The sequence below is a fragment of the Leeuwenhoekiella nanhaiensis genome (genome assembly GCF_002744755.1).
In the GTDB taxonomy this organism is placed as follows: Bacteria; Bacteroidota; Bacteroidia; order Flavobacteriales; family Flavobacteriaceae; genus Leeuwenhoekiella; species Leeuwenhoekiella nanhaiensis.
The window spans coordinates 167,657-188,956 of sequence record NZ_KZ319292.1 but is presented as its reverse complement, the minus strand read 5'-3'; the positions used below and the strand labels follow the sequence as shown (position 1 = coordinate 188,956).

General features: G+C 40.8%; 23 protein-coding genes. 4 read left to right on the top strand and 19 right to left on the bottom strand.

Going from position 1 to position 21,300, the window contains the following annotated elements; genetic code table 11:
• The first annotated feature begins 8 nt into the window (after window positions 1-8).
• Window positions 9-854 carry an ion transporter gene (locus tag CJ305_RS12545; protein WP_099646624.1) on the top strand — a complete coding sequence of 282 codons (846 nt, stop codon included), beginning with the start codon at window positions 9-11 and terminating at the stop codon, window positions 852-854.
• Window positions 847-1,755, top strand: coding sequence for a tRNA (adenosine(37)-N6)-dimethylallyltransferase MiaA (gene miaA, locus CJ305_RS12540; protein WP_099646623.1), 909 nt, complete (start codon window positions 847-849; stop codon window positions 1,753-1,755). The genes CJ305_RS12545 and miaA overlap by 8 nt, the downstream gene beginning before the upstream one ends.
• Window positions 1,756-1,781: 26 nt before the next feature.
• On the opposite strand, the gene CJ305_RS12535 is transcribed toward miaA, so the two are convergent.
• The 13 genes from CJ305_RS12535 to CJ305_RS12475 all read right to left on the bottom strand — a co-directional run bounded on the left by CJ305_RS12535 (window position 1,782) and on the right by CJ305_RS12475 (window position 14,097).
• Window positions 1,782-2,501, bottom strand: coding sequence for a response regulator transcription factor (locus CJ305_RS12535; RefSeq protein WP_099646622.1), 720 nt, complete (start codon window positions 2,499-2,501; stop codon window positions 1,782-1,784).
• Between the two features lie 4 nt (window positions 2,502-2,505).
• Entirely contained in the window at window positions 2,506-4,077 is a 1,572-nt protein-coding gene (locus CJ305_RS12530) for a sensor histidine kinase (protein WP_099646621.1), read from the bottom strand.
• Window positions 4,078-4,143: 66 nt separating this feature from the next.
• A complete protein-coding gene (gene coaE, locus CJ305_RS12525) occupies window positions 4,144-4,737 on the bottom strand; it encodes a dephospho-CoA kinase (protein WP_099646620.1) in 594 nt (197 codons plus the stop codon).
• The gene (locus CJ305_RS12520) at window positions 4,734-5,675 is read right to left on the bottom strand and encodes a CdaR family protein (RefSeq protein ID WP_099646619.1); all 942 of its coding nucleotides are present in this window, start codon (window positions 5,673-5,675) and stop codon (window positions 4,734-4,736) included. Before CJ305_RS12520 ends, coaE begins: the two co-directional genes overlap by 4 nt.
• A gap of 23 nt (window positions 5,676-5,698) precedes the next feature.
• The gene (locus CJ305_RS12515; protein ID WP_189319442.1) at window positions 5,699-6,697 is read right to left on the bottom strand and encodes a glycosyltransferase family 2 protein; all 999 of its coding nucleotides are present in this window, start codon (window positions 6,695-6,697) and stop codon (window positions 5,699-5,701) included.
• 105 nt (window positions 6,698-6,802) lie between these two features.
• Window positions 6,803-7,627 carry an enoyl-ACP reductase FabI gene (locus CJ305_RS12510; protein WP_099646618.1) on the bottom strand — a complete coding sequence of 275 codons (825 nt, stop codon included), beginning with the start codon at window positions 7,625-7,627 and terminating at the stop codon, window positions 6,803-6,805.
• A 38-nt stretch (window positions 7,628-7,665) separates the two neighbouring features.
• Entirely contained in the window at window positions 7,666-9,318 is a 1,653-nt protein-coding gene (gene recN, locus CJ305_RS12505; protein ID WP_099646617.1) for a DNA repair protein RecN, read from the bottom strand.
• A gap of 103 nt (window positions 9,319-9,421) precedes the next feature.
• Window positions 9,422-10,306, bottom strand: coding sequence for a type IX secretion system protein PorD (gene porD, locus CJ305_RS12500; protein ID WP_099646616.1), 885 nt, complete (start codon window positions 10,304-10,306; stop codon window positions 9,422-9,424).
• Complete coding sequence (coaBC, locus tag CJ305_RS12495) at window positions 10,299-11,510, bottom strand: bifunctional phosphopantothenoylcysteine decarboxylase/phosphopantothenate--cysteine ligase CoaBC (RefSeq protein WP_099646615.1); 1,212 nt, start codon at window positions 11,508-11,510, stop codon at window positions 10,299-10,301. The genes porD and coaBC overlap by 8 nt, the downstream gene beginning before the upstream one ends.
• A 2-nt stretch (window positions 11,511-11,512) precedes the next feature.
• A complete protein-coding gene (locus CJ305_RS12490; protein ID WP_099646614.1) occupies window positions 11,513-11,836 on the bottom strand; it encodes a DNA-directed RNA polymerase subunit omega in 324 nt (107 codons plus the stop codon).
• A 19-nt stretch (window positions 11,837-11,855) separates the two neighbouring features.
• Complete coding sequence (locus CJ305_RS12485) at window positions 11,856-12,647, bottom strand: outer membrane protein assembly factor BamD (RefSeq protein WP_223248872.1); 792 nt, start codon at window positions 12,645-12,647, stop codon at window positions 11,856-11,858.
• A gap of 51 nt (window positions 12,648-12,698) precedes the next feature.
• The gene (gene dapA / locus CJ305_RS12480) at window positions 12,699-13,580 is read right to left on the bottom strand and encodes a 4-hydroxy-tetrahydrodipicolinate synthase (protein WP_099646612.1); all 882 of its coding nucleotides are present in this window, start codon (window positions 13,578-13,580) and stop codon (window positions 12,699-12,701) included.
• A 1-nt stretch (window position 13,581) separates the two neighbouring features.
• Window positions 13,582-14,097, bottom strand: coding sequence for a DUF6913 domain-containing protein (locus CJ305_RS12475; RefSeq protein ID WP_099646611.1), 516 nt, complete (start codon window positions 14,095-14,097; stop codon window positions 13,582-13,584).
• Between the two features lie 73 nt (window positions 14,098-14,170).
• Here CJ305_RS12475 and CJ305_RS12470 point away from each other — a divergent pair, with 73 nt between their 5' ends.
• Window positions 14,171-14,920, top strand: a complete 750-nt coding sequence (locus CJ305_RS12470) for a 5'-nucleotidase C-terminal domain-containing protein (protein WP_099646610.1) — start codon at window positions 14,171-14,173, stop codon at window positions 14,918-14,920.
• Between the two features lie 2 nt (window positions 14,921-14,922).
• Entirely contained in the window at window positions 14,923-15,837 is a 915-nt protein-coding gene (locus tag CJ305_RS12465; RefSeq protein WP_099646609.1) for a bifunctional metallophosphatase/5'-nucleotidase, read from the top strand.
• Between the two features lie 146 nt (window positions 15,838-15,983).
• Here CJ305_RS12465 and CJ305_RS12460 read toward each other — a convergent pair whose 3' ends face one another.
• The 6 genes from CJ305_RS12460 to CJ305_RS12435 form a co-directional block, all read right to left on the bottom strand.
• Window positions 15,984-16,523: a hypothetical protein gene (locus CJ305_RS12460; RefSeq protein ID WP_099646608.1), complete on the bottom strand. Its 540-nt coding sequence runs from the start codon at window positions 16,521-16,523 to the stop codon at window positions 15,984-15,986.
• Window positions 16,524-16,627: 104 nt separating this feature from the next.
• Entirely contained in the window at window positions 16,628-17,317 is a 690-nt protein-coding gene (locus tag CJ305_RS12455) for a hypothetical protein (protein WP_099646607.1), read from the bottom strand.
• 37 nt (window positions 17,318-17,354) lie between these two features.
• A complete protein-coding gene (ligA, locus tag CJ305_RS12450) occupies window positions 17,355-19,346 on the bottom strand; it encodes an NAD-dependent DNA ligase LigA (RefSeq protein WP_099646606.1) in 1,992 nt (663 codons plus the stop codon).
• 20 nt (window positions 19,347-19,366) lie between these two features.
• Window positions 19,367-19,960 (bottom strand): LOG family protein, encoded by a 594-nt coding sequence (locus CJ305_RS12445; RefSeq protein WP_099646605.1) that lies wholly within the window; start codon window positions 19,958-19,960, stop codon window positions 19,367-19,369.
• On the bottom strand, window positions 19,957-20,802 hold the full coding sequence (prmC, locus tag CJ305_RS12440) for a peptide chain release factor N(5)-glutamine methyltransferase (protein WP_099646604.1): 846 nt from the start codon (window positions 20,800-20,802) through the stop codon (window positions 19,957-19,959). Before prmC ends, CJ305_RS12445 begins: the two co-directional genes overlap by 4 nt.
• The gene (locus tag CJ305_RS12435) at window positions 20,792-21,283 is read right to left on the bottom strand and encodes a GNAT family N-acetyltransferase (protein WP_099646603.1); all 492 of its coding nucleotides are present in this window, start codon (window positions 21,281-21,283) and stop codon (window positions 20,792-20,794) included. The genes prmC and CJ305_RS12435 overlap by 11 nt, the downstream gene beginning before the upstream one ends.
• Window positions 21,284-21,300 lie beyond the last annotated feature (17 nt).

Sequence of the window (21,300 nt, the reverse complement as noted above, 5' to 3'; positions counted from 1 at the left end):
TAAACCCGGTGGTAGAATCTGCAAAACATACATGGCGAACTAAACTTCACGAGGTTATTTATGAAGCAGACACACCTGCGGGAAAAACTTTTGACGTAGTCCTCCTAATTCTCATTTTTCTAAGTGTTGTACTCGTAATGCTTGAAAGTGTTTCCAATCTCCAGATTGAGTATGGAAAATACTTTTACATTGGAGAATGGATCATTACCATTTTCTTCACCATCGAATATATTTTACGGGTTATTTCGATAAAAAAACCTTCGGCATACATTTTTAGCTTTTACGGTCTTATTGATTTTATCTCTACTATTCCGCTTTATTTATCGTTCTTTATTGTAGGCACTAATGCCTTACTGACCATTAGGGCATTGCGCTTGCTACGGGTTTTTAGAATTTTAAAAGTCACCCGCTATATTGGGGAAGGAAATAAACTCGCCAAAGCTCTTAAAGACAGCAGACCTAAAATTTTGGTATTTCTTTTTGCCGTAATGATTCTTTCAGTAATCGCGGGTACACTGATGTATATCGTAGAAGGACCTGAACACGGCTTCAAAAGTATCCCGGTGAGCGTATATTGGTGTATCGTAACACTTACTACCGTGGGCTTTGGAGACATTGCCCCGGTTACGGCTTTGGGCCAATTTATAGCAACTGTGATCATGATTATGGGTTATGGCATCATTGCGGTACCTACAGGTATAGTAAGCGCAGAAATGGCTAAAGGTGGTAATGCAGAACCCGAACCCAACAAGCTACACCTCAATACTCAGGTGTGTCATAATTGCGGAGCTAAGAAACATCAGGACCACGCCAAATATTGCCACAACTGCGGAAACAGCCTGCATTATGAATAAAACCTTGCTCGCAGTAGTTGGTCCCACTGCCATTGGTAAAACGGCTTTAGGTATTAAACTGGCTAATCATTTTAATACCGAAATTATTTCGGCAGATTCCCGACAGTTTTTTAAAGAAATGAATATTGGTACAGCAGTGCCTACTTCTGATGAACTTAAAGCTGCTCCTCACCATTTTATTCAGCATATTTCAATCACTGATACGTACAATGTGGGCCTTTTTGAAGCGGAAGCCTTATCAAAACTGGATCATCTTTTCAAAACAAAATCTATTGCTGTGATGGTTGGTGGCTCAGGACTTTACGTAGATGCCGTAATATCGGGGCTGGATGATTTTCCTGATGTAGCCGATGAAATCAGAGCGAGTTTAAAAGAAAAACTGGAGCAGGAAGGTATTCAAAGCTTACAGGAAGAACTTAAAATATGCGACCCTGATCACTATCAGAGCATGGATATTAACAATCCGCAGCGGCTTATACGAGCGCTCGAAATATGCAGGGGTACCGGAAAGCCGTATTCTTCATTTACGGCGCAAAAACGCGTAAAACGAAATTTCCAATCCTTGAAAATCGGTTTGACTGCAGATCGTAAACTTATTTACGACCGCATAAATAAAAGGGTTAATCTTATGGTTGAAAATGGCCTTATTGAAGAAGCCCAATCCTTATATCCGCAAAGGCATCTCAATGCTTTACAGACCGTAGGTTACCGCGAATTATTTGCACACTTTGAAGGGGAATATGATTTAGAACAGGCTATTTCCGAAATCAAAAAAAATACCAGACGATTTGCTAAGCGCCAGTTAACCTGGTATCGCAGGGATGATTCCATACTGTGGTTTGAGCATAATACGCCTATAGAAGAAATTATTCAAGCAATAAAAAGAAAAGTGTCTCTGTAGCAGAGACACTTTTTCTTTTACCACTATTATTTCTTTTCTTCTTCATTTTTCACCACAAGGCGGAAACCTTCTCCGTGAATGTTGAGTATTTCTACTGAATCATCACGCTTTAAGTACTTACGCAATTTGGCAATATAAACATCCATACTTCTGGAAGTGAAGTAGTTGTCATCACGCCATATTTTTGTAAGAGCCAACTCACGAGGCATCAAATCGTTCTCGTGCAGGGCCAAAAGACGCAATAATTCGTTTTCCTTAGGAGAAAGTTTATTAGGCTCCTCGTCCTTATACGTAAGGAAACGCAGTTTTGAGTTGAGGAAAAAATTACCGATCTGAAACTCAAACTGTTTGCTATCAGCAACTGAATCTGTCGCCTTACGCATCATAATCGCCTTGATTTTCATCAATAACACTTCGCTGTCAAAAGGCTTATTTAAATAATCATCTGCACCTACTTTGTATCCCTTAAGTACATCTTCTTTCATCGCTTTCGCAGTCAAGAAAATGATTGGCACATCTTCGTTCTTTTCGCGTATTTCTTTAGCCAACGTAAATCCATCCTTATAAGGCATCATTACATCAAGAATACAAAGATCGAAATCGTCTTTCTTAAATTTCTCAAAGCCTTCCATTCCATTTTTGGCGTGCGTAACGTCATAATCATTCATAGAAAGATAGTCTTTCAGGACCGTTCCAAAATTTGGATCATCTTCTACGAGTAAGATTTTTTTGTTTTCTGTTTCCATGTGTTTAAGATATTAGTGGTAATTTAATTATAAAGGTACTGCCCTTTCCTTTCTCGCTTTGTACCCAGATTTCACCTGCGTGATCCTCTACAATACGTTTAGCATAAGAAAGTCCCAGACCATGACCTTTTACGTTATGAATATCGCCGGTATGTTCGCGATAAAATTTGTCAAATATTTTTTTCTGAACCTGTTTGGTCATTCCATTACCCTGATCTTTTATTTTCACGAGAATAAAATTCTTTAGGTTCTCTGTGTAAATATCAATTTTAGGTGGTTCAGACGAGTATTTTACAGCATTGTCAAGAATATTAACTAGCACATTAGTAAAGTGAGATTCATTTGCCAATACTGACGATTTAACTGCACCCAGGTGCTGTTTCACATAGCCCTCTCGATCTTCTACCAGCAACTCTATATGAGTCACCGCATCTTCAATAAGATCGTGCAGTTTAACACGTTCTTTTTTGATATCAAGTTCATTCTTCTCCAGCTTAGAAATGCGTAATACATTTTCTACCTGAGCGTGCATACGTTTGTTTTCTTCGCGTATCATACCCATATAACGCGCAAGCATCTCCGGGTTACCAGACACTTTTGGATTTTTGATCGAATCAAGCGCAAGGTTTATTGTAGCTATCGGAGTTTTAAACTCGTGCGTCATGTTGTTTATAAAATCAGTCTTGATCTGAGAAATCTGACGCTGTTTTACCAATTGTTGTAAGGCACTGCTGTAGGCAATTACTATAATTAACGTAAAGAGAATACTTAAACCTCCCATTCCTATAACCGAGGATACAACATATTTCTTTTCTCCCGGAAAATTAGCTACCAGCTGATAATCACTGTTTCCCTCACTGTCTGTAAAAAGCGGAACGCTAAAATTTTGCTCCGGAGATTCCATGTCAAAATCTTCTGACCGTACATTGGTAACCAGGTTATTGCTGTATACCGCATACTCAAACCGGGTGTCCATATCCCGCTCTGCTAGTTCCATGGTCAGGAGGCGTGTAATTTCTTCATCAGAAACCCGCTTATGAATAGGAATCTTCCGTGTAATATACATCACCGCCTGCTCAATATTGAAACGCTCGATCTCACTTAAATCTGACATTCTGTTGAGAATGTTGGTGCGATCAACCTCAGCATTATCAATATCGTTTTTATCAATGATCTGCGTGTACTGTCGCTGTAAATACCGCTTAAAACGAATACTATCTACTTCATAATCCAGAACAGGTGCACTCAGTTTATAATTCTGCTCAACAATACTGTTTCTGAAAATTTGAGACTCATTAGTAAGGCTGTCATCAGTCTTGTATACCAAATCATATAAGCTTACATCATCGGGAATTCCCAGACTGTCTCGTATACGCAAAACCGGATTGTACCAGGTGTTAACCTCTTTAATCTGAATCTCACGGGCTACGTCTTTAAGTACCTGTCTGGCATTAAATGCAAACTGACCACGCTTAGCTTCAATACTGTTAGAAATCCAATAACCCTGCACAAAAATGATACCTATGAGCGACAGGCTCATAAGCACAACCAGCAGGACGAAGAGATTTCTATTCATAGGCCCAAATGTATAATTTTAACATTTAAGGCTTTGGTGGTTTAACCAAATGTTAACAAGAACAACCTATGTATTTATGCGGTCTCCCAGTAGTTTAGAATGAATTTTTTCGGCTTGTTTCTTGCTCTCGGAAAGTTGAATGTTCTCAATCACGAAATCAGCCAGAGGAATTTTTTGGGCATCACTCCACTGCTTATTTATACGGTCTTTAATGTCTTCAACAGGAGTGCCATCCCGGTCAATTACACGTTCAATCCGCAGGGCTTCGGGAGCTGTAACTAAAATTACCGCATCACAATCTGCAGCGTTTCCATTTTCAAAAAGAATAGCAGCTTCTTTTAGAATATAAGGTGCACTTTGTTTTTTAACCCAGGATTTAAAATGCTGCTTCACCGCCGGGTGCACAATAGCATTTAGTTTATCAAGCAGCTTTTGATCTTTAAAAACCCGTGAGGCTACAAAAGCACGATCAAGCCTTCCGTCTTTATAAGACTGTTCTCCAAGTAAAGCAATGATCTGTTTAACCAGCTTAGGTGAATGCATCAAAGCTTTGGCTTCGGCATCTGCATAATATACCGGAACCCCAAACGCATCATTAAAGTAGCGTGCAAGGGTGGTTTTACCGCTGCCTATTCCTCCTGTAATACCTACGATTTTCATTTGATGAGCAAGTATTGTACAGTACTCTCACTTAGCCGTATGTCCCGTACGAAGTCTGGGGCTTCAGCTACCTGTGGCGTCAGAGATGTAGATAAACTGTCTGTTTCTTTAAAGTCAACCACCACTCTAAAGTCTGATGATTTTACCTGCTCGTAATTCGACAGGTTTACATTAAAAATGATATTGATTCGTTTAGGGAAAACCTTTGCTGAAACGCCAGCCGGCACATTGAGTAGCTGGAGCGGTACTGTTACGGTTCCTTCGGTAAATTTATCAACATCCAAGCTGTAAGCAACTGTGTTTGGAGTAATCTCAACTAAAGGAATATCTTTAGAAAGACCAACAGCCAGATTACCCGTCTGATCTGAGCGTACATCATCCAATTGAATTCTGGAAATTACACGCGAAATAGAATCCAGTTCAGACCGTGGGCCCCTTACCCTGACACTGTCCGGTTCCAGAACCAAACCCTGAAGACTACCGTAACCCGCAGCAAAACCTAGATCTTCCTCTACCACCACAGGCACGCGCTTTTCAAAATTTCGATCCAGATTAAAAAAAACAGTGTCCGGTTTAAAAGATGTGATAGCACTTCCGCTCAAACTCCCCTTTAAGGCGTCATTTTCAATATTAAAGACATAATAGTACCGATCCTTTTTACGGGATAAGGCCGAAAGATCAATAGGAAAGTCCTGAGAAAAAAAGCGGTATTTAAAATAGTCGTAGCCGCTAGCCTTTCCCGTTACTTTTACGCTTTGGGCAGAACTGGACTTTAAAATCAGATCGTCTGAAAGATTTTGAAACGTAAGCGGAACAGTCACCGAAAAGGTAAAGTTTCGGTTGAGTTTTATCATCACCGAAATTGTAGCGGTAACCAGTAGAATGGTTATAAAAACCCGGAGGTTTGCCTTTCTGTTTTTAGCGTTTCGGTTTGACATAGCAGCGTTCTGAAGCTGTAAACTTAGTCAAAAAATAAGTGAGGAAAGCTTTGCCGGGGTTCCTTTTTGAGAAGTCTGACTTTAATAAAGGACTCTAAAAAACCCAGGCCGTAACCGGTAAACTGAACTAAAACTGCTACCACACTAAGTAATCCTATATACACACTTCGGGTCTCCATAGATGCGTGAATTAATAGCAGAACGAGGTAACTGAGAGCGAGATACAAGGGGGCCATAAATCCGAATGATGCAAAAATCAAACTTGCCAGCACTCCAAATACAAATACGGTGGGAAACCAAAACGTAATTTTTGCCGTTTGCGGATGCCAGCTCGTTAGTATGGGCCGAACCAGACCAAACTTTCGAACCTGTGCATAAAATTTAGACCACGAGATGCGTCTTTTGTGGTATACAAAAGCATCAGCCAAAAGCCGTGATTTGAAACCTAGTTTCCAGAGGCGTATAGATAAGTCAGGATCTTCCCCGGGATGAATGCGACCAAATCCTTCTGATGCCTGAAAGGCTTCTTTTGAGATACCCATATTAAAACTTCGGGGCTCAAATTTGCCGGCAGCCGTCTTTTTACCGCGAATGCCCCCTGTTGTCAACAGGGATGTCATAGTGTAGTTAATTGCCTTTTGAAGGGAGGAAAAATCATTTCGCGCAGCATCAGGACCTCCGTAAAAATCGCAGTAGGCTTCAGATAAAGCTTTGCTCACCTCACTCAAATAATGTGACGGAATTACACAATCACTGTCAAAAATGATAAAGTAATTACCCTTAGCCTTCCGCATCCCAAAATTACGCGAGTCACCGGGACCGGAATTCTCTTTGTAGAAATAGGAAATATCCAGATCAGGAAAATCAGCCACAACTTTTTCAGAAGTATCTGCCGAACCGTCCTCTACCAAAACCACCTCAAAGGGCTCAAGATAATCCTGCGCCTTGAGACTTTGCAACAATTCGCGCACCTCATCAGGACGGTTGTACACCGGAATAACAATGGAAAAAAACAAGCTCATTATAAATAGCTAATTAATTGACAGGACTTCTTACCTACGCAAACTTAAAATGAAAATGCCCGAAAACACAAAGGCTTCGGGCATCATAAATTTTTTGATGTGATATTACTTTTCCTGCTTCTCTACAAAAGCTTCCATCACTGCATCGCTTACGCCCATATTGCTAAATCCGCCATCGTGGAATAAATTCTGCAAGGTTACTTTTTTAGTCAAATCAGAAAATAAAGAAACCGTGTAGTCTGCACAATCCTGAGCCGTTGCGTTACCTAACGGACTCATTTTTTCGGCATAGGCTATAAAACCATCAAAACCTTTAACCCCCTGACCTGCAGTGGTAGGTGTTGGTGATTGTGAAATGGTGTTTACACGTACTTTTTTGTCACGGCCAAAGAAATAGCCGAAGCTGCGTGCAATACTTTCTAAATAGGCCTTGTTATCTGCCATATCGTTATAATCAGGGAATACGCGTTGCGCTGCCATATAGGTAAGGGCTACAATACTTCCCCACTCGTTCATCGCATCCTGCTTGTACAAAACCTGCATGGTCTTGTGAAAAGACATTGCACTTACATCTGTTCCCTTTTGAGTCCAGTCGTAATTCTGATCAGTATAATGCTTGCCTTTACGCACGTTGATAGACATCCCTATACTGTGTAATACAAAATCAAGCTTTCCACCCAATTCTTCTACCGCACCGGCCACCAGCTTCTCAAGATCTTCAATTGAAGTCGCGTCTGCAGGAATAATTTTAGAACCGGTTTTCTCGGCTAATTTATTTATAGATCCCATACGCATAGCTATGGGAGCATTGGTAAGGACAAACGTGCCACCTTCTTCATGCACACGCTCTGCGGTTTTCCAGGCAATAGAATTCTCGTCTAATGCGCCAAAAATAATCCCTCGTTTTCCCTTAAGTAAATTATAAGACATAATAGTTGTTTAATTTAAGTGGTCAAATATACATTTTATTAATCAAGAAGTTGTCTTGCGTGCTCAAAAGCAGACTCTGATGTGGCCTTCCCTCCTAACATCTCTGCAAGTTCAACTACCCGATCCTCCTTAGATAATGCACGTATGGCCGTCGTGGTTTTTTGATCTTTATCTTCCTTATACACCTTAAAATGTGAAGCACCCTGACCAGCTATCTGAGGTAAATGCGTGATACTGAGCAATTGCATACGCGATCCCATGGCTTTCATGATGCGTCCCATTTTTAAAGCCACTTCTCCACTGACTCCGGTATCAATTTCATCAAAAATCAAAGTAGGCAGATTGGCATAATCGCTCAAAACCGATTTTATAGCCAGCATAATTCGTGAAAGCTCTCCACCCGAAGCAGCTTTCTTCAATTCCTGTGCGCGCATACCTTTGTTTGCCGTAAACAGAAAATGCAACTCATCTTTACCATTCTCGAGAAACGAGGTATTGTCTGTAAGACTTACCTCAAAACGAGCGTTCGGCATACCCAGATCAACCAGAATCAAACGCAAACGCTCGGTAAGCGCCGGGATTACTTCAGTGCGCTGAGCAGTGAGTTTTTTGGCGAGCTCTTCAAGGTCTAACTTAGCCTGAGCAATCTCACGCTCCAATCGTAAAATATCGGCATCCAGATTGGTTAAAGACTGTACTTCTTCATCCAGTTGCTCTCTGATGCTTATTAATTCGGTTACCGTATCGACCTGGTGTTTCTTCTGTAAATCGAAAATTAACTTTAAGCGGCTTTCGGTTTTAGCCAACTCTTCAGGGTCGCTTTCGGTATCTGAAGCCAGATCGTTAACCGTTTCGGCAATATCCTCAAGCTCAATATGCACAGCTTCAAGCCTGCTGCTGAGTTCGCTGAACTGGTTACCAAAACCGGCTAGCTTTGCCAATTTAACCTTTACACCCAACAAAAGATCATTTATTCCCAGTTCTTCCTGGCTTAAAGTCTGATAAGCTTCTGCAAGCGATTCTGTTATGACTTCAACATTATTAAGCGTCTCAAATGCTGACTCCAGTTCTTCCTGCTCTCCGGGTTTTAAGTTTGCAGCAAGTAATTCTTCCAGCAAATAGGTTTTGTATTCTTCTTCCTTTTGAGCTTCTTCTTTGAGTTTACGTAGCTTTTTGAGCTCCTGCTCATTTTTTCGATAGGAATGATACAATCGCTTGTAGGCCGATAAGGTTTCTGCATTTTCAGCAAAAGCATCAATTACCTGAAACTGAAAATCCAGATCTGTAACCTCAAGGGTCTGATGCTGGCTGTGAATATCTACAAGCCTTTCGCCCAAAGCACTTAACTGATGCAGCGTAACCGGAGTATCATTTACAAATGCCCGGCTTTTTCCGCTAGGCAAAATCTCACGCCTAATAATCGTCTGAGCCTCATAATCTAAATCTTCCTCTTCAAAAAGCTTTTTGAGATCGTAGGATTGAATATTGAAATGTGCTTCAATCACGCATTTCTCTTCCGGATTACCAATACTGCTCAAATCGGCACGCTTTCCTAAAATCAAACCCAAAGCGCCCAAAAGAATAGACTTACCCGCACCGGTTTCTCCGGTAATTACCGTAAAACCTTCTGTAAACTGAAGCTGTACCTCTTCAATTAATGCGTAATTTTTGATCTGAAGTGAACTGAGCAAAAGATTCTTTTGATTTAAGTGAAAACAAGCAAGGCGTCACACCTTGCGGCGTAAAGATAAAAGAGAAAAACGGCACAATCAAAGATTTAAAAGACCTTGTTACCTACAATTTAATCTGCTGCCAGTAGGTAGATTTTGTAGGCGCCACTTTATTGAGCGTTGAGACCAGACTGCTGATGTTTACCTGAGGTCCACCCGAGAAAATAGAAGCAATTTCTTCGGCCTTAGAATCAAAAAAAACTCGTGTCAGGAAGTTGTTGGGTCTGTTTCGGTAAAGCTGCTCAAAAAGCGAAAGACTAATGGCAATAGACTGTTTTGCCTCCCGGTCGCTTTGAGCCATATAATCAAGCCCATTACGGTGGTAGGCATACATCGCATCAAAAAACTCCCTGAAATTAGGAGAAAGTAAATCCTGATTAAGACGGTAACGCGACTGCGTACCACTTTGAGCAGACCAGCCGTCGCTTACCTGCTGTTGAGCGGTATTTACAATCTGTTTGGCTTCCTCAAAATAAGGTTCTCCTGCACCCAATTCATAAGATGCCGCATCAAGCCCTATGATGGTATAGGCATAAAAGGCTAAAACTGAAATGAGGTTGGAATCAAACGTATTGGCGTTGTAATTGAGCGGCTGAAACTCGGTATACTGAAAATTAAATTGCCGGTCATTAAAATTTAGAATCGGCGTGTTGTAGGTGCTGTTATAAACCGGGCGTGACGATTGCACCTGAATACTCGCCGTAAAAAAGTCTGAATTTATATTAGAGACAATGATTGCCAGACTGCAATCTATCCTTTCCTGCTGCTTAACATTAAGATCAGTCCAGCTCGTTCTATTCATGAACTCCGTAATCTCTGATTGCAGGGTTCTAAATACCTGTAAATTACTTTGACCGGTTTGCTCTGCATTAATACTCACCGTACAATTGAGTTCCTGAGCTTGCAGACTCCAGGTAAGCATCGAAAGAATAAAGAGCAGTTTACGCATAAAGTTTTTCTTGTATGAATTGAAACAGATCCTGAGCAACCTTTTCTTTTGCTTTCAGTTCCTGCGGAAGGATGTCACCTTCACGGGTGATGAAAGTTACTTTATTTGTTTCGGTTTTAAAACCTGCACCGGTGTCGTTTAGCGAATTGAGCACAATTAGATCAAGATTCTTTCGGGTTAGTTTACCTTTTGCGTTAGCTATTTCATTTTCAGTCTCCAGAGCAAAACCCACTAAAAACTGATTTTGTTTCTGCTCTCCCATATACTTCAGAATATCTGGAGTAGGCTCCAGGTTGATCTGAAGCGCAGCTCCTTTTTTCTTGATTTTTTGATCAGCAACCGTCGCGGGTTTATAATCTGCAACCGCCGCAGCTGCAATGGCAATATCGGCATCAGCATATTCAGACTTTACAGCTTCAAACATCTCCTCTGCCGAAGTCACATCAATACGCTCAATAGTCTTACCAGATAATTTCAAATGTGTGGGCCCGCAAACCAATACTACCGAAGCTCCAAGAGCTGCTGCTGTTTCGGCTATTGCAAAACCCATTTTACCGCTGCTGTGATTGCCTATAAAACGTACCGGATCTATGGCTTCGTATGTAGGACCTGCAGTAATCAATACCTTCTTGCCGCGAAGTGGAAGCTTTCCAATAATATCTTGTTCTATAAAGGCAACAATATCTTCGGGCTCTGCCATTCTTCCTTTGCCCTCAAGACCACTGGCTAGTTCTCCGCTTGTAGCAGGAATCATTATGTTTCCGTACGAAATGAGTTTTTCGAAAGACTGGGAGGTACTGGGATGCCTGTACATATCCAGATCCATCGCCGGAGCAAAATACACGGGACATTTCGCAGATAAATACGTGGCCAGCAAAAGGTTGTCTGAAGCCCCGGACTTCATCTTAGACAGGGTGTTAGCCGTAGCAGGTGCTATAACAAAGAAATCGGCCCAAAGGCCGAGTTCTACGTGATTATTCCAAACGGCATTCTCATCTTCTTCGTTTGTAAAAGTTGAGAGCACCGGATTTTTAGACAAGGTTGAAAGGGTAAGCGGCGTAACAAACTCTTTGGCATCTGGCGTCATTACTACGCGCACCTGTGCCCCGGCTTTGATAAAGCCTCTAACCAAAAAAGCCGCTTTATAAGCAGCTATCCCGGCGGTTACTCCAAGTAAAACTTTTTTACCGCTTAAAACGGACATGACTACTGTTTTGTAGTCGTATCGCGGTAGTAGATTTTATCTTCTAACCACTCCTGTACTGCCATTGCGTGAGGCTTTGGCAAACGCTCGTAGTATTTAGACACTTCAATCTGCTCCTTGTTCTCAAAAATCTCTTCAAGACTATCGCTGTAGGTAGCAAACTCATCTAGCTTCTCTAAAAGCTCACGCTTGATTTCAGTGTTGATTTGCGTTGCACGCTTAGAAATGATAGAAATGGCCTCGTAAATATTTCCGGTAGGAGCATCAATCTCACTTCTGTTGAAGGTAACTGTATTTACAGGTGCATCTAGGTTTTTAACGTCCATGGTATTCGCTTTAAATTAATTAGGAATAATTTTCTAAAATAGCATCAATATCTTCTCGTAATGCGTCGGCTTCTTCTCGATATTCTCCCTCAGGAAAATAGCGAATTAAAGTTTCATACATTTCAATAGCTTCATTTAATCGCGGTTTTACAAGTACACTTATACTTTTTGAACCGTATTGATACTGAGAATCAAATTTATAAAACAATGCGGCTTCCCTAAAGGGTGAACCGGGATAATCTGATAAAAAGTCATCAAAAGCAGCAATTGCAGTAGGATAATCCATAATCTTATGCCATCCCTTGGCAATCTCGTAGGATTTCTTCTGTAATTTTACACTCAACTCCTGAATGCGCTCGCTGGCATCATCTGCGTATTCTGACTCGGGATATGCGGTTATAAACAATTGCAACTGGTCAAGACCTTTTTCGGTCTCACTCTGATCCAACTGATAATTTGGCGACAAAGCCGCGTAACTCATCGCTGCCTTATACTGTGCCTCTTCAGCCTTCTGAGAATCGGGATACGATGATACAAAACGATCAAATTGATAACCAGAAAGGTAATAATCACCTACCTGATACAACGCATCCGCATTAAGGAACATAATACGTTCGGCCTGTGGTTTACCGCGGTAGGATGGAACAATCTGCTCCCAAAGTTTAAGGGATTTGCGGTATTTCCCAATATCATACAGAGAATCAGCAAAAGCATACTTGGCTCCCATATCTTCAGACTTTAAAATCTTTTGATATTCACTACAGGAGGCCAGAGTTACTACTGCCAACACTACCAGAATTATCTTCTTCATCAAGCTTAAAAACATCGTGCAAAAATAGGTTTTTTCTAAGGATTACAAAACTTAAAGACCGTTGTCTTGAAGGTATGTTGCAATATCCTGTTTTAAAGCTGCGGTTGCAGACATCAAAGGCAGTCGCACCGTGTCTTTACAAAGCCCTTTGTAAGCCAGTAAAGCCTTAATTCCTGCGGGATTACCCTCAGCAAAAATCAAATCTGTAGCACGCATTAATTTATAGTGCTTAGCATAAGCGGCGGCAAAATTTCCGTTTAATCCCTCGCGAATCATATTGGAAAAAATCTCAGGCAAACCCTGTCCTAAGACCGAAATCACCCCTTCTCCCCCAACACTAACAGTAGGTAACGCAATCATATCATCTCCTGAAAGTACCAAAAAACCTTCTGGTCGATCTTTAACGAGACGCATCATCTGAGTAAGATCACCCATGGCTTCTTTTACGCCTATAATATTTGATTCGGCCTGAGCCAATTTAATTACCGTTTCAGGCAACACATTGCTACCGGTTCTGCCGGGAACATTATAAAGGATAACCGGCAATTTTGAAGCTTTTGCCACCTGAGTATAATGTGCAAAAATTCCTGCCTGTGAGGGTCTGTTGTAATATGGAGAAACGGAAAGAACAGCACTAAAAGCCGACAAATCCTTCTTCTTTAGAGATTCGGTAAGCGCGGCAGTATTATTACCCCCTGCGCCCAATACTAATGGAACCCGACCTGCATTAATCGCAACAGCCTTATTAATTACAGCCTGTTGCTCTTCTGCTGTAAGCGTTGCATTTTCGGCCGTTGTACCCAGAATAACCAAATAATCGGTACCGCCTTCAATATTATATTCGATGATGTTAGCGAGTGCATCAAAATCAATCGAATAATCTTCATTAAATGGTGTTATTAGCGCAACACCTGTTCCTTTTAACTCCTGCATGTTAATCTATGCGGTTTACAATTTTTAAATATTTGATGATTTCAGTCTTAAAAACTTCGGTTTGATCTGGATGCGTTTGAATCGTCAAATCCTGAAAACGATCAGATACTCCTTGCTGAAACCCAATCTTAAAAGCCGCCTGTGAGCTGGCTTTTAAAAAGTCCAAAAATACATTTTCTCTTTGGTAATAACTGATTAAGAATCTAAAAGGTTTTGCCGTAAAATCAATAAGATTTGCCGATTTAACAGCGCCCCAGAGCTTAAAATCGGAATTTGAAAAACCCTCAACGTTTTCCACATTGAAATCACGTGCATTTTTAGAATAGGCCAAAATCTGAACTGGAGCATCTGGGGCCAATGTAAGAGCCAGATTCTTTAGAAAACCAAAATCAGAAAATTCATCGGAATTTACCAGAATCCCCACAGATTCTTCAAAAGACTTTGCAGTAGAATGCAAATTGGTCTCCTGAAGAATTTCAAGTTTTCTTTTGATGAAATTCTGTTTGCTTAAATACAAAACGTCTAATTTTGTTAAGCGACAAATGTACTTAATTCTACCACACAATAAATCGCTATAAAACTTCTGATTTATGTTTAAAAAATTCTGCCTGCTCAGTTTACTGCTTGCGTTCTCTGCCTGTAAGCAATCGCAGGTTACCCTAAATGCCATTGAAGGTTCTCAGCTTGCAATAACTGACAGCCTCCCACAAAATCAACAGGTACTTGATTACATCGCTCCATTTAAAAAGTACATAACTGAAGAAATGAGCGCGGTACTGGCCTATGCGCCACAAAGTCATTCTAAAACCGAAGGCCCCTATAATACGGCTATAGGCAATATGATGGCCGATGCGGTATTTGAGCTGAGTAATCCTATTTTCAAAAGCCGTACCGGTCATGAAATTGATGGCGTGCTGCTCAATCACGGCGGGATCAGATCTACTCTCAATGCCGGCGATGTCACCATGCGCACCGCCTATGACATTATGCCTTTTGAAAACAGCATTATTGTGGTAGAGCTTACGGCAGATAAGGTACGCGATATGTTTAATTATCTCAAAAGCGGAAAAGCCCATCCTATCGCCAATATGCAACTCGTTTTGGGCGAAGACGATTCTATTGTCAAGGCTACTGTAAATGGGAAACCTGTTGAAGACGGAAAAACCTATTTTATTGCCACCAATGACTATTTAAGACAGGGCGGTGACGGAATGGTTTTTTTCGCCGATCCGGTCAGCGAAAACGTTCTTAACTACAAGGTACGTTCGGTGCTGATCGATTATTTTAAAGAAAAAGATACCATCGCTCCTGTGCGCGACAACCGGTTTATAAAGGAATAATTATGGAAAGAAGATCGTTTTTAAAACAAACCTCAATAGCCACAGCCGCGTTTTCGGTATTACCGGCTCTTGAAACCTTTGGTGCTAACGCTGAAACGAAGAAAATCACCATTCTGCATACTAACGATGTGCACAGTCATATCGAACCTTTTCCTGCAACTGACGCTTCTTACGCTAATCAGGGTGGTGCCGCGCGCAGACTCAGTTTAATAAATCAAATACGGCAGGAAAACCCCAATGTTCTATTACTTGATGCCGGTGATATTTTTCAGGGCACGCCTTATTTCAATTTTTACGGAGGTGAACTGGAGTTTAAGCTGATGAGTATGATGGGTTATGATGCGGCTACTGTGGGTAATCACGACTTTGACAACGGAGTTGAAGGTCTGGCAAAACAAATGCCGAATGCCTCGTTTAAAATGATCAGCTCCAACTACGATTTTTCAAATACGATTATGGAAGGCCTTACAAAACCCTATGAGATCTTCATTAAAGACGGAATAAAAATCGGTGTATTTGGCCTGGGTATTCAACTTAAAGGGCTAGTTACAGAAGCTTTATCAAAAGAAACCCAATATCTTGACCCACTCGAAATTGCCCAGGATATGACCCGTAAACTGAAACAGGAAGAAAAATGCGATCTGGTCATTTGCCTTTCGCATTTGGGCTATGAATACCGTTTTGATAAAATTTCTGACGTAAAACTTGCACAGCAAACTCAGGACATCGATTTGATTATTGGTGGTCATACACACACCTTTCTGCCTAAACCGGTTGTTTTAAAGAATAAAATCGGGCGTGATGTACTTGTTAATCAGGTGGGATGGGCCGGTATAAATCTGGGTAGAATTGATTTTGAATTTTCTTCGGGATCTAAAAAATCAAAACCCGTTGACGCCGCTGTTATACGTATCTAAAGATAATGACGTTCATCGGAACGAACCTGTATGATTTTCACAAAATAGGAACTTACAGCAGTTTTATGCACACAAATTGCCACATTAAGCGTGGTGAGCATTAAACTGATATGAATACTGTAATAGTACAAAAAGCCCAGAATACATTATACAAGTAAAGCTGCAGCTATTATGTAAAGATGAATATTATAGGGATGCCTGTTGCGCAAAGGTATAAGTGTACAAATAAGTGTAAATATCCAAAGTAAAATCGCCCCTGCTAAAAACAAGGGTTTATTTGGTACATTATAGTAAAAAACAGTGATCAGATGTACAATCACATAGGTACAGAAGATCACCCCGAGTATGGGCTCAATTAGCATAGAATTCTTAATTTCCTGCGGTTTAATTTTAAGCACAGGAACAAAGGTGAGCAGCATCATTGCCGTAGCTATGAAATAGAAATAGATAACGTGATCAAAATACTTATTTAAATCTGTTAGCAAATAAATTTCTGCTATCAAAGCTGAAAGCTGAAATACCAAAAAAACCAGATTGTGTTTTTTAGTTGAACTGTAGTAATACAGGTAAAAAAATGATGCATAGACAGGCTTCAGAAAAAAACCCCAAACGATGTCGAGATTTGATACTATTACATATAAAATACAACTCGCTAAAGCAAGATACCAATACCTGGAGGAGTTCATTTAGACATCACTGTTTACGTCGAAAGTATAACCAAATATCGACAAATAAAACTAATTAACAAGCAGGCATTTTTTACTTGTAAGAACTATCTCACGATAAATATTTACAAAAATTCATCAGAAGTCTCTAGAATTTGATCTCTTCGAATAAGGAAAATTGCTATTACCCACTTTAGGGTAAGCATGGTCATCATGCATAATGCTAAAATCAAAATGTGATCCCAGAGATAGGTATATATAAACATCGTGGGGGCCATAATTGCCATTAATCCTCCCATCAGGTAGAGTAAAGAATTTTGAGGATGTCTGTTTTTTAGTGGAAGTACCGTACAGAAGAATATCCAGCTGAGCAACGCAGATAACCCTATAAAAAAGACCGTATAGTTGGGAATTTTTTCAAATACAAGTATCAAAAGCTCCCAGAAAATGACCAGCATACCCAATATACCTAGAAGAGGACCAATCAAAATATCGAAATTAAATTTCAGAGAAGCTTTAGCAAACAACGGCCACAAATGATAAATCATCGTAAAGGTTGCCAACGTATAACAGAGTAATACCAGCTCAAAGTAATAGTGAAAATCGAACAGAAAGAACACTTCATTTAAAAGCTCACAGGCAAAGAAAAAAATCAGATAGAAGTTATGCTTACGCACATTAATGTAGTAAAACCAATAGATCAAAAGTGCTCCTAGAGGATGTAGATAAAAATAACTTGCAGAGTTATTTACCACCAGAAAAACTTCTAAGAGTCCCAACAATAAATAAATATACACCAGTAATTTTCCCCGCATAGGCTTTCTTATTTACACCTTATCATTTGTAAAAGAACTACAGCATTTCTAAAAACTCATCTTCAGAGATTATGGTCACGCCTAATTTCTCTGCTTTTTCAAGTTTACTCGGCCCCATATTGTCACCGGCAACCAGATAATTGGTTTTTGAAGAAATGCTCCCGGCTGCTTTACCACCATTATCTTCTATTGTTTTTTTGAGGTCTGTACGCGAAATTCTTTCAAAAACGCCGGAAATAACAAATGTCAGGCCTTTGAGTTTTTCGGTTTGATTCTCAAGTACCGAAGCATCAAGCTCCAATTGCAATCCGTAGTTTTTCAAACGGCTTATCAATTGCCGGTTTCGGTCTTCGGCAAAAAAACCAACAACGCTTTCTGCGATACGACTTCCTATTTCATCTACGCCAACCAGACGCTCCTCGCCTGCTTCGGCTAATGCATCAATGCTCTTGAATTCTTTAGCCAATTTTCGGGCTACGGTTTCGCCCACATAGCGTATACCCAAAGCAAACAAAACCCGCTCAAAAGGTACTGCTTTTGAAGCTTCAATACCCTTTATCAAATTATCTGCAGATTTTTCAGCCATTCTTTCTAATGGCAAAATCTGCTCTTTCTTGAGTTCGTAGAGATCCGCATAATTCTGAATCAAACCGGCATTTACCAAAAGTGCTACCGTCTCTCCCCCAAGCCCTTCGATATCCATTGCTTTTCGGGAAATAAAATGCTGAATGCGCCCAATAATCTGAGGAGGACATCCCATCTCATTAGGACAGTAATGCTGCGCCTCACCCTCTTCTCTTACTAAAGGAGTCTCACACTCGGGACAGTTTGTGATGTAAACAGTAGGTTCAGACTTAGGATCGCGCTTCTCGAAGTCAACACCCACAATTTTTGGTATAATCTCTCCTCCCTTTTCTACAAAAACTGAATCTCCTTCTCGCACATCAAGCTTTGCGATCTGATCTGCATTATGCAGGGAAGCTCGTTTTACTATAGTTCCGGCAAGCTGCACCGGAGTAAGGTTTGCGACCGGGGTAATAGCGCCGGTGCGCCCTACCTGGTAGGTAATTTTCTCCAGAAGCGTTTCGGCCTGTTCAGTCTTGAACTTATAAGCCATTGCCCAGCGCGGAGCCTTGGCCGTATAACCCAGCTCTTCCTGCTGTTGCAGATCATTAACCTTTATAACTACCCCGTCTGTCTCATAGGGTAAATCGTGACGGTGCTCATCCCAATATTCCAGAAATTTTAGGGTCTCTTCGGTTGAGGCAGTCAACTGAGCGACTTCAGGCACTTTAAAACCCCAGGAGCGTGCTTTTTCAAGCCCTTCATACTGCGTTTTAAAATTGAGGTTTTCACCTTTAATACTATATAGTAAACAGTCTAAGGGACGTTTGGAAACCTCAGCACTGTCCTGTAGTTTGAGACTTCCCGATGCCGTATTACGCGGATTGCTGTAAGGCTCTTCCCCGGCTTCCACCCGTGCTGCATTCATTTCAGCAAAACCGGCCAGCGGTAAAATGATCTCGCCTCGTATATCAAATTTAGCGGGATAATCGCCTTTTAACTGAAGTGGAATACTTCGAATCGTTTTCACATTATTAGTAATATCATCCCCCTGAACACCATCGCCACGAGTAACCGCGCGTACAAGTTTCCCCTCTTCATAAGTTAGACTTATAGAAGCTCCATCATATTTGAGTTCGCATACGTATTCGACTTTTCCATCAATCAGTTTTTTGATACGCTTCTCCCAATCCTCAAGATCTTCCTGAGAGTAGCTATTATCCAGCGAATACATACGGTATTCATGGCGCACGGTTTCGAAGTTTTTAGTAATCTCCCCTCCCACGCGTAACGTGGGAGAACTGGCGTCGTAATACTCCGGATGCGCTGCCTCCAGTTGCTGAAGTTCTTTCAATTTCTGATCAAAGGTATAATCATCAATTTCAGGCTTATCTAAAACATAATAATTGTAATTATGTCTGCGAAGTTCTTCTCGTAACTCGTTTATTTTGCGCTCTATACTCATAACTGGAATCGGGTAATTATCTAGATGTTTTCAGGCTTTAAAAATTTAGACTTCAGGTTGGGCTCAAAATGCTCCATCGCATCTAGAAGACGGTTGATATCTGTATCCACCAAAAGAAGATCGCGGTTATCTTGCTTTAAGAAGCCCCGTTTTACCATCTCGTCAAGCATTTCAATCAAAGCATCATAAAATCCATTGGTATTTAGAAGGCCTATAGGTTTGTGATGTAAGCCGAGTTGGCTCCAGGTAATGATCTCAAAAAGCTCTTCAAAAGTACCAAAACCGCCGGGTAGTGTTATAAATCCGTCACTTACTTCCTGCATTTTCAGTTTGCGCTCGTGCATGGTTTCTGTGGTCATGAGTTCATCAAGACCGGTATGCACAATCTCTTTGGTCTTTAAAAATTCAGGAATAATGCCTATTGCCTTACCACCTGCTTCAAGACAGCTCTTGGCAACTGCTCCCATAATGCCCAATTGTGACCCCCCATAAACCAGGGCAATATTTCGCGCTGCGAAAACTTCACCCAAATGTTTAGCTTCTTCAACAATCTTAGGATCATTGCCCTCACTGCTTCCGCAGAAAACACAAAGACGGGATATTTTTTGACTCATAAACTTGCTTTTATCATTCTGGGTTTACCTGCAAAATCAAGCCGAAGCTCCACTTCTTTAAAACCTGTTTCTTTAAAAAGAACCTGCGTTTCTTCAGCGAGATATTGATTGATTTCTACGTATAATTTCCCCTCTGAACTTAACGAACGTATTGCAAGTTCTGCAATTTTTCGGTAAAAAATAAGTGCATCGTGATCCTCAACAAATAAAGCCAGATGCGGCTCAAAGTTTAACACGTTAGCCTGAATTTCGGTTTTCTCAAGATTACGCACATAAGGCGGGTTTGAAACAATAATATCATACGAAGTTTCAAAGCTTTCGGTTTCTAAAATGTTTTGTTGTAAAAAACGGATATCAACCTTGTTCAATTCAGCATTGTGTGCTGCTAAATTTAATGCGCCTTCAGAAACATCGAGAGCATCCACCTGAGCTAATGGCAGCTGTTTAGCCAGGCTGACAGCTATACAGCCTGAACCGGTGCCTATATCCAGAATTCTTGAATTTGTACCGGCTTCCAGATCATTCAAAATCCACTCAACCAGTTCTTCGGTCTCGGGTCGCGGAATAAGCACGTCGGGATTCAGCGTAAAATGCAGACCATAAAATTCGGTCTCACCCAGTATGTATTGCAAAGGTTCAAAAAGCACCAAACGTTCTCGCGCAGCCAATAATTGATCCAATTTCTTAAGCTTGATTTTTTTATCAGGATTTAAATGCACATCGATACTACGCAAACCCAAATAAGTCTCGATAAGGATTCTGAAAAAGCTTTCAATCTCCTGATCGGGATACAGCGGACTCAGTCTTTTAAAAAAATGCTCCTTAAATTCTTTAAGCGTCATTATTCAAGTCTTTGAGCATATGAACCGGGCAGGCAGAATGACCGGTGTCTCCCATAGGTCCGTCTATATAAGAAAAACCAGATTTCACATACAATTGCTGAGCGGCCTTCATATACGGCATCGTTTCGATATACACCTGCTCAAACTTAGCTTCCCGGGCAAAATCAAGACATTTTTGCATCAATTGTCTGCCAACCCCTTTACCTCTAAGCGAAGAACTTATATACATCTTCTGAAGTTCGCAAACCGGTCCCTCAAAATTAGCTAAGGGTGCAATACCTGCTCCTCCCAGAATCTGACCATCTTCAACCACAACAAAATATTTAGAAAGCGGAACATCGTAAGTCTCAAACATACAATCAAGCGCCTGGTCAGCATAAGCTGTACCTACTTTTGGAACTCCCATTTCTATTAAAATACCGCGCAATGTAGCGGCCAGCTCTTTATTATCAGCAGGTTGAACAGCCCTGATTTCCAACATCGTGTTTGTAATTTATA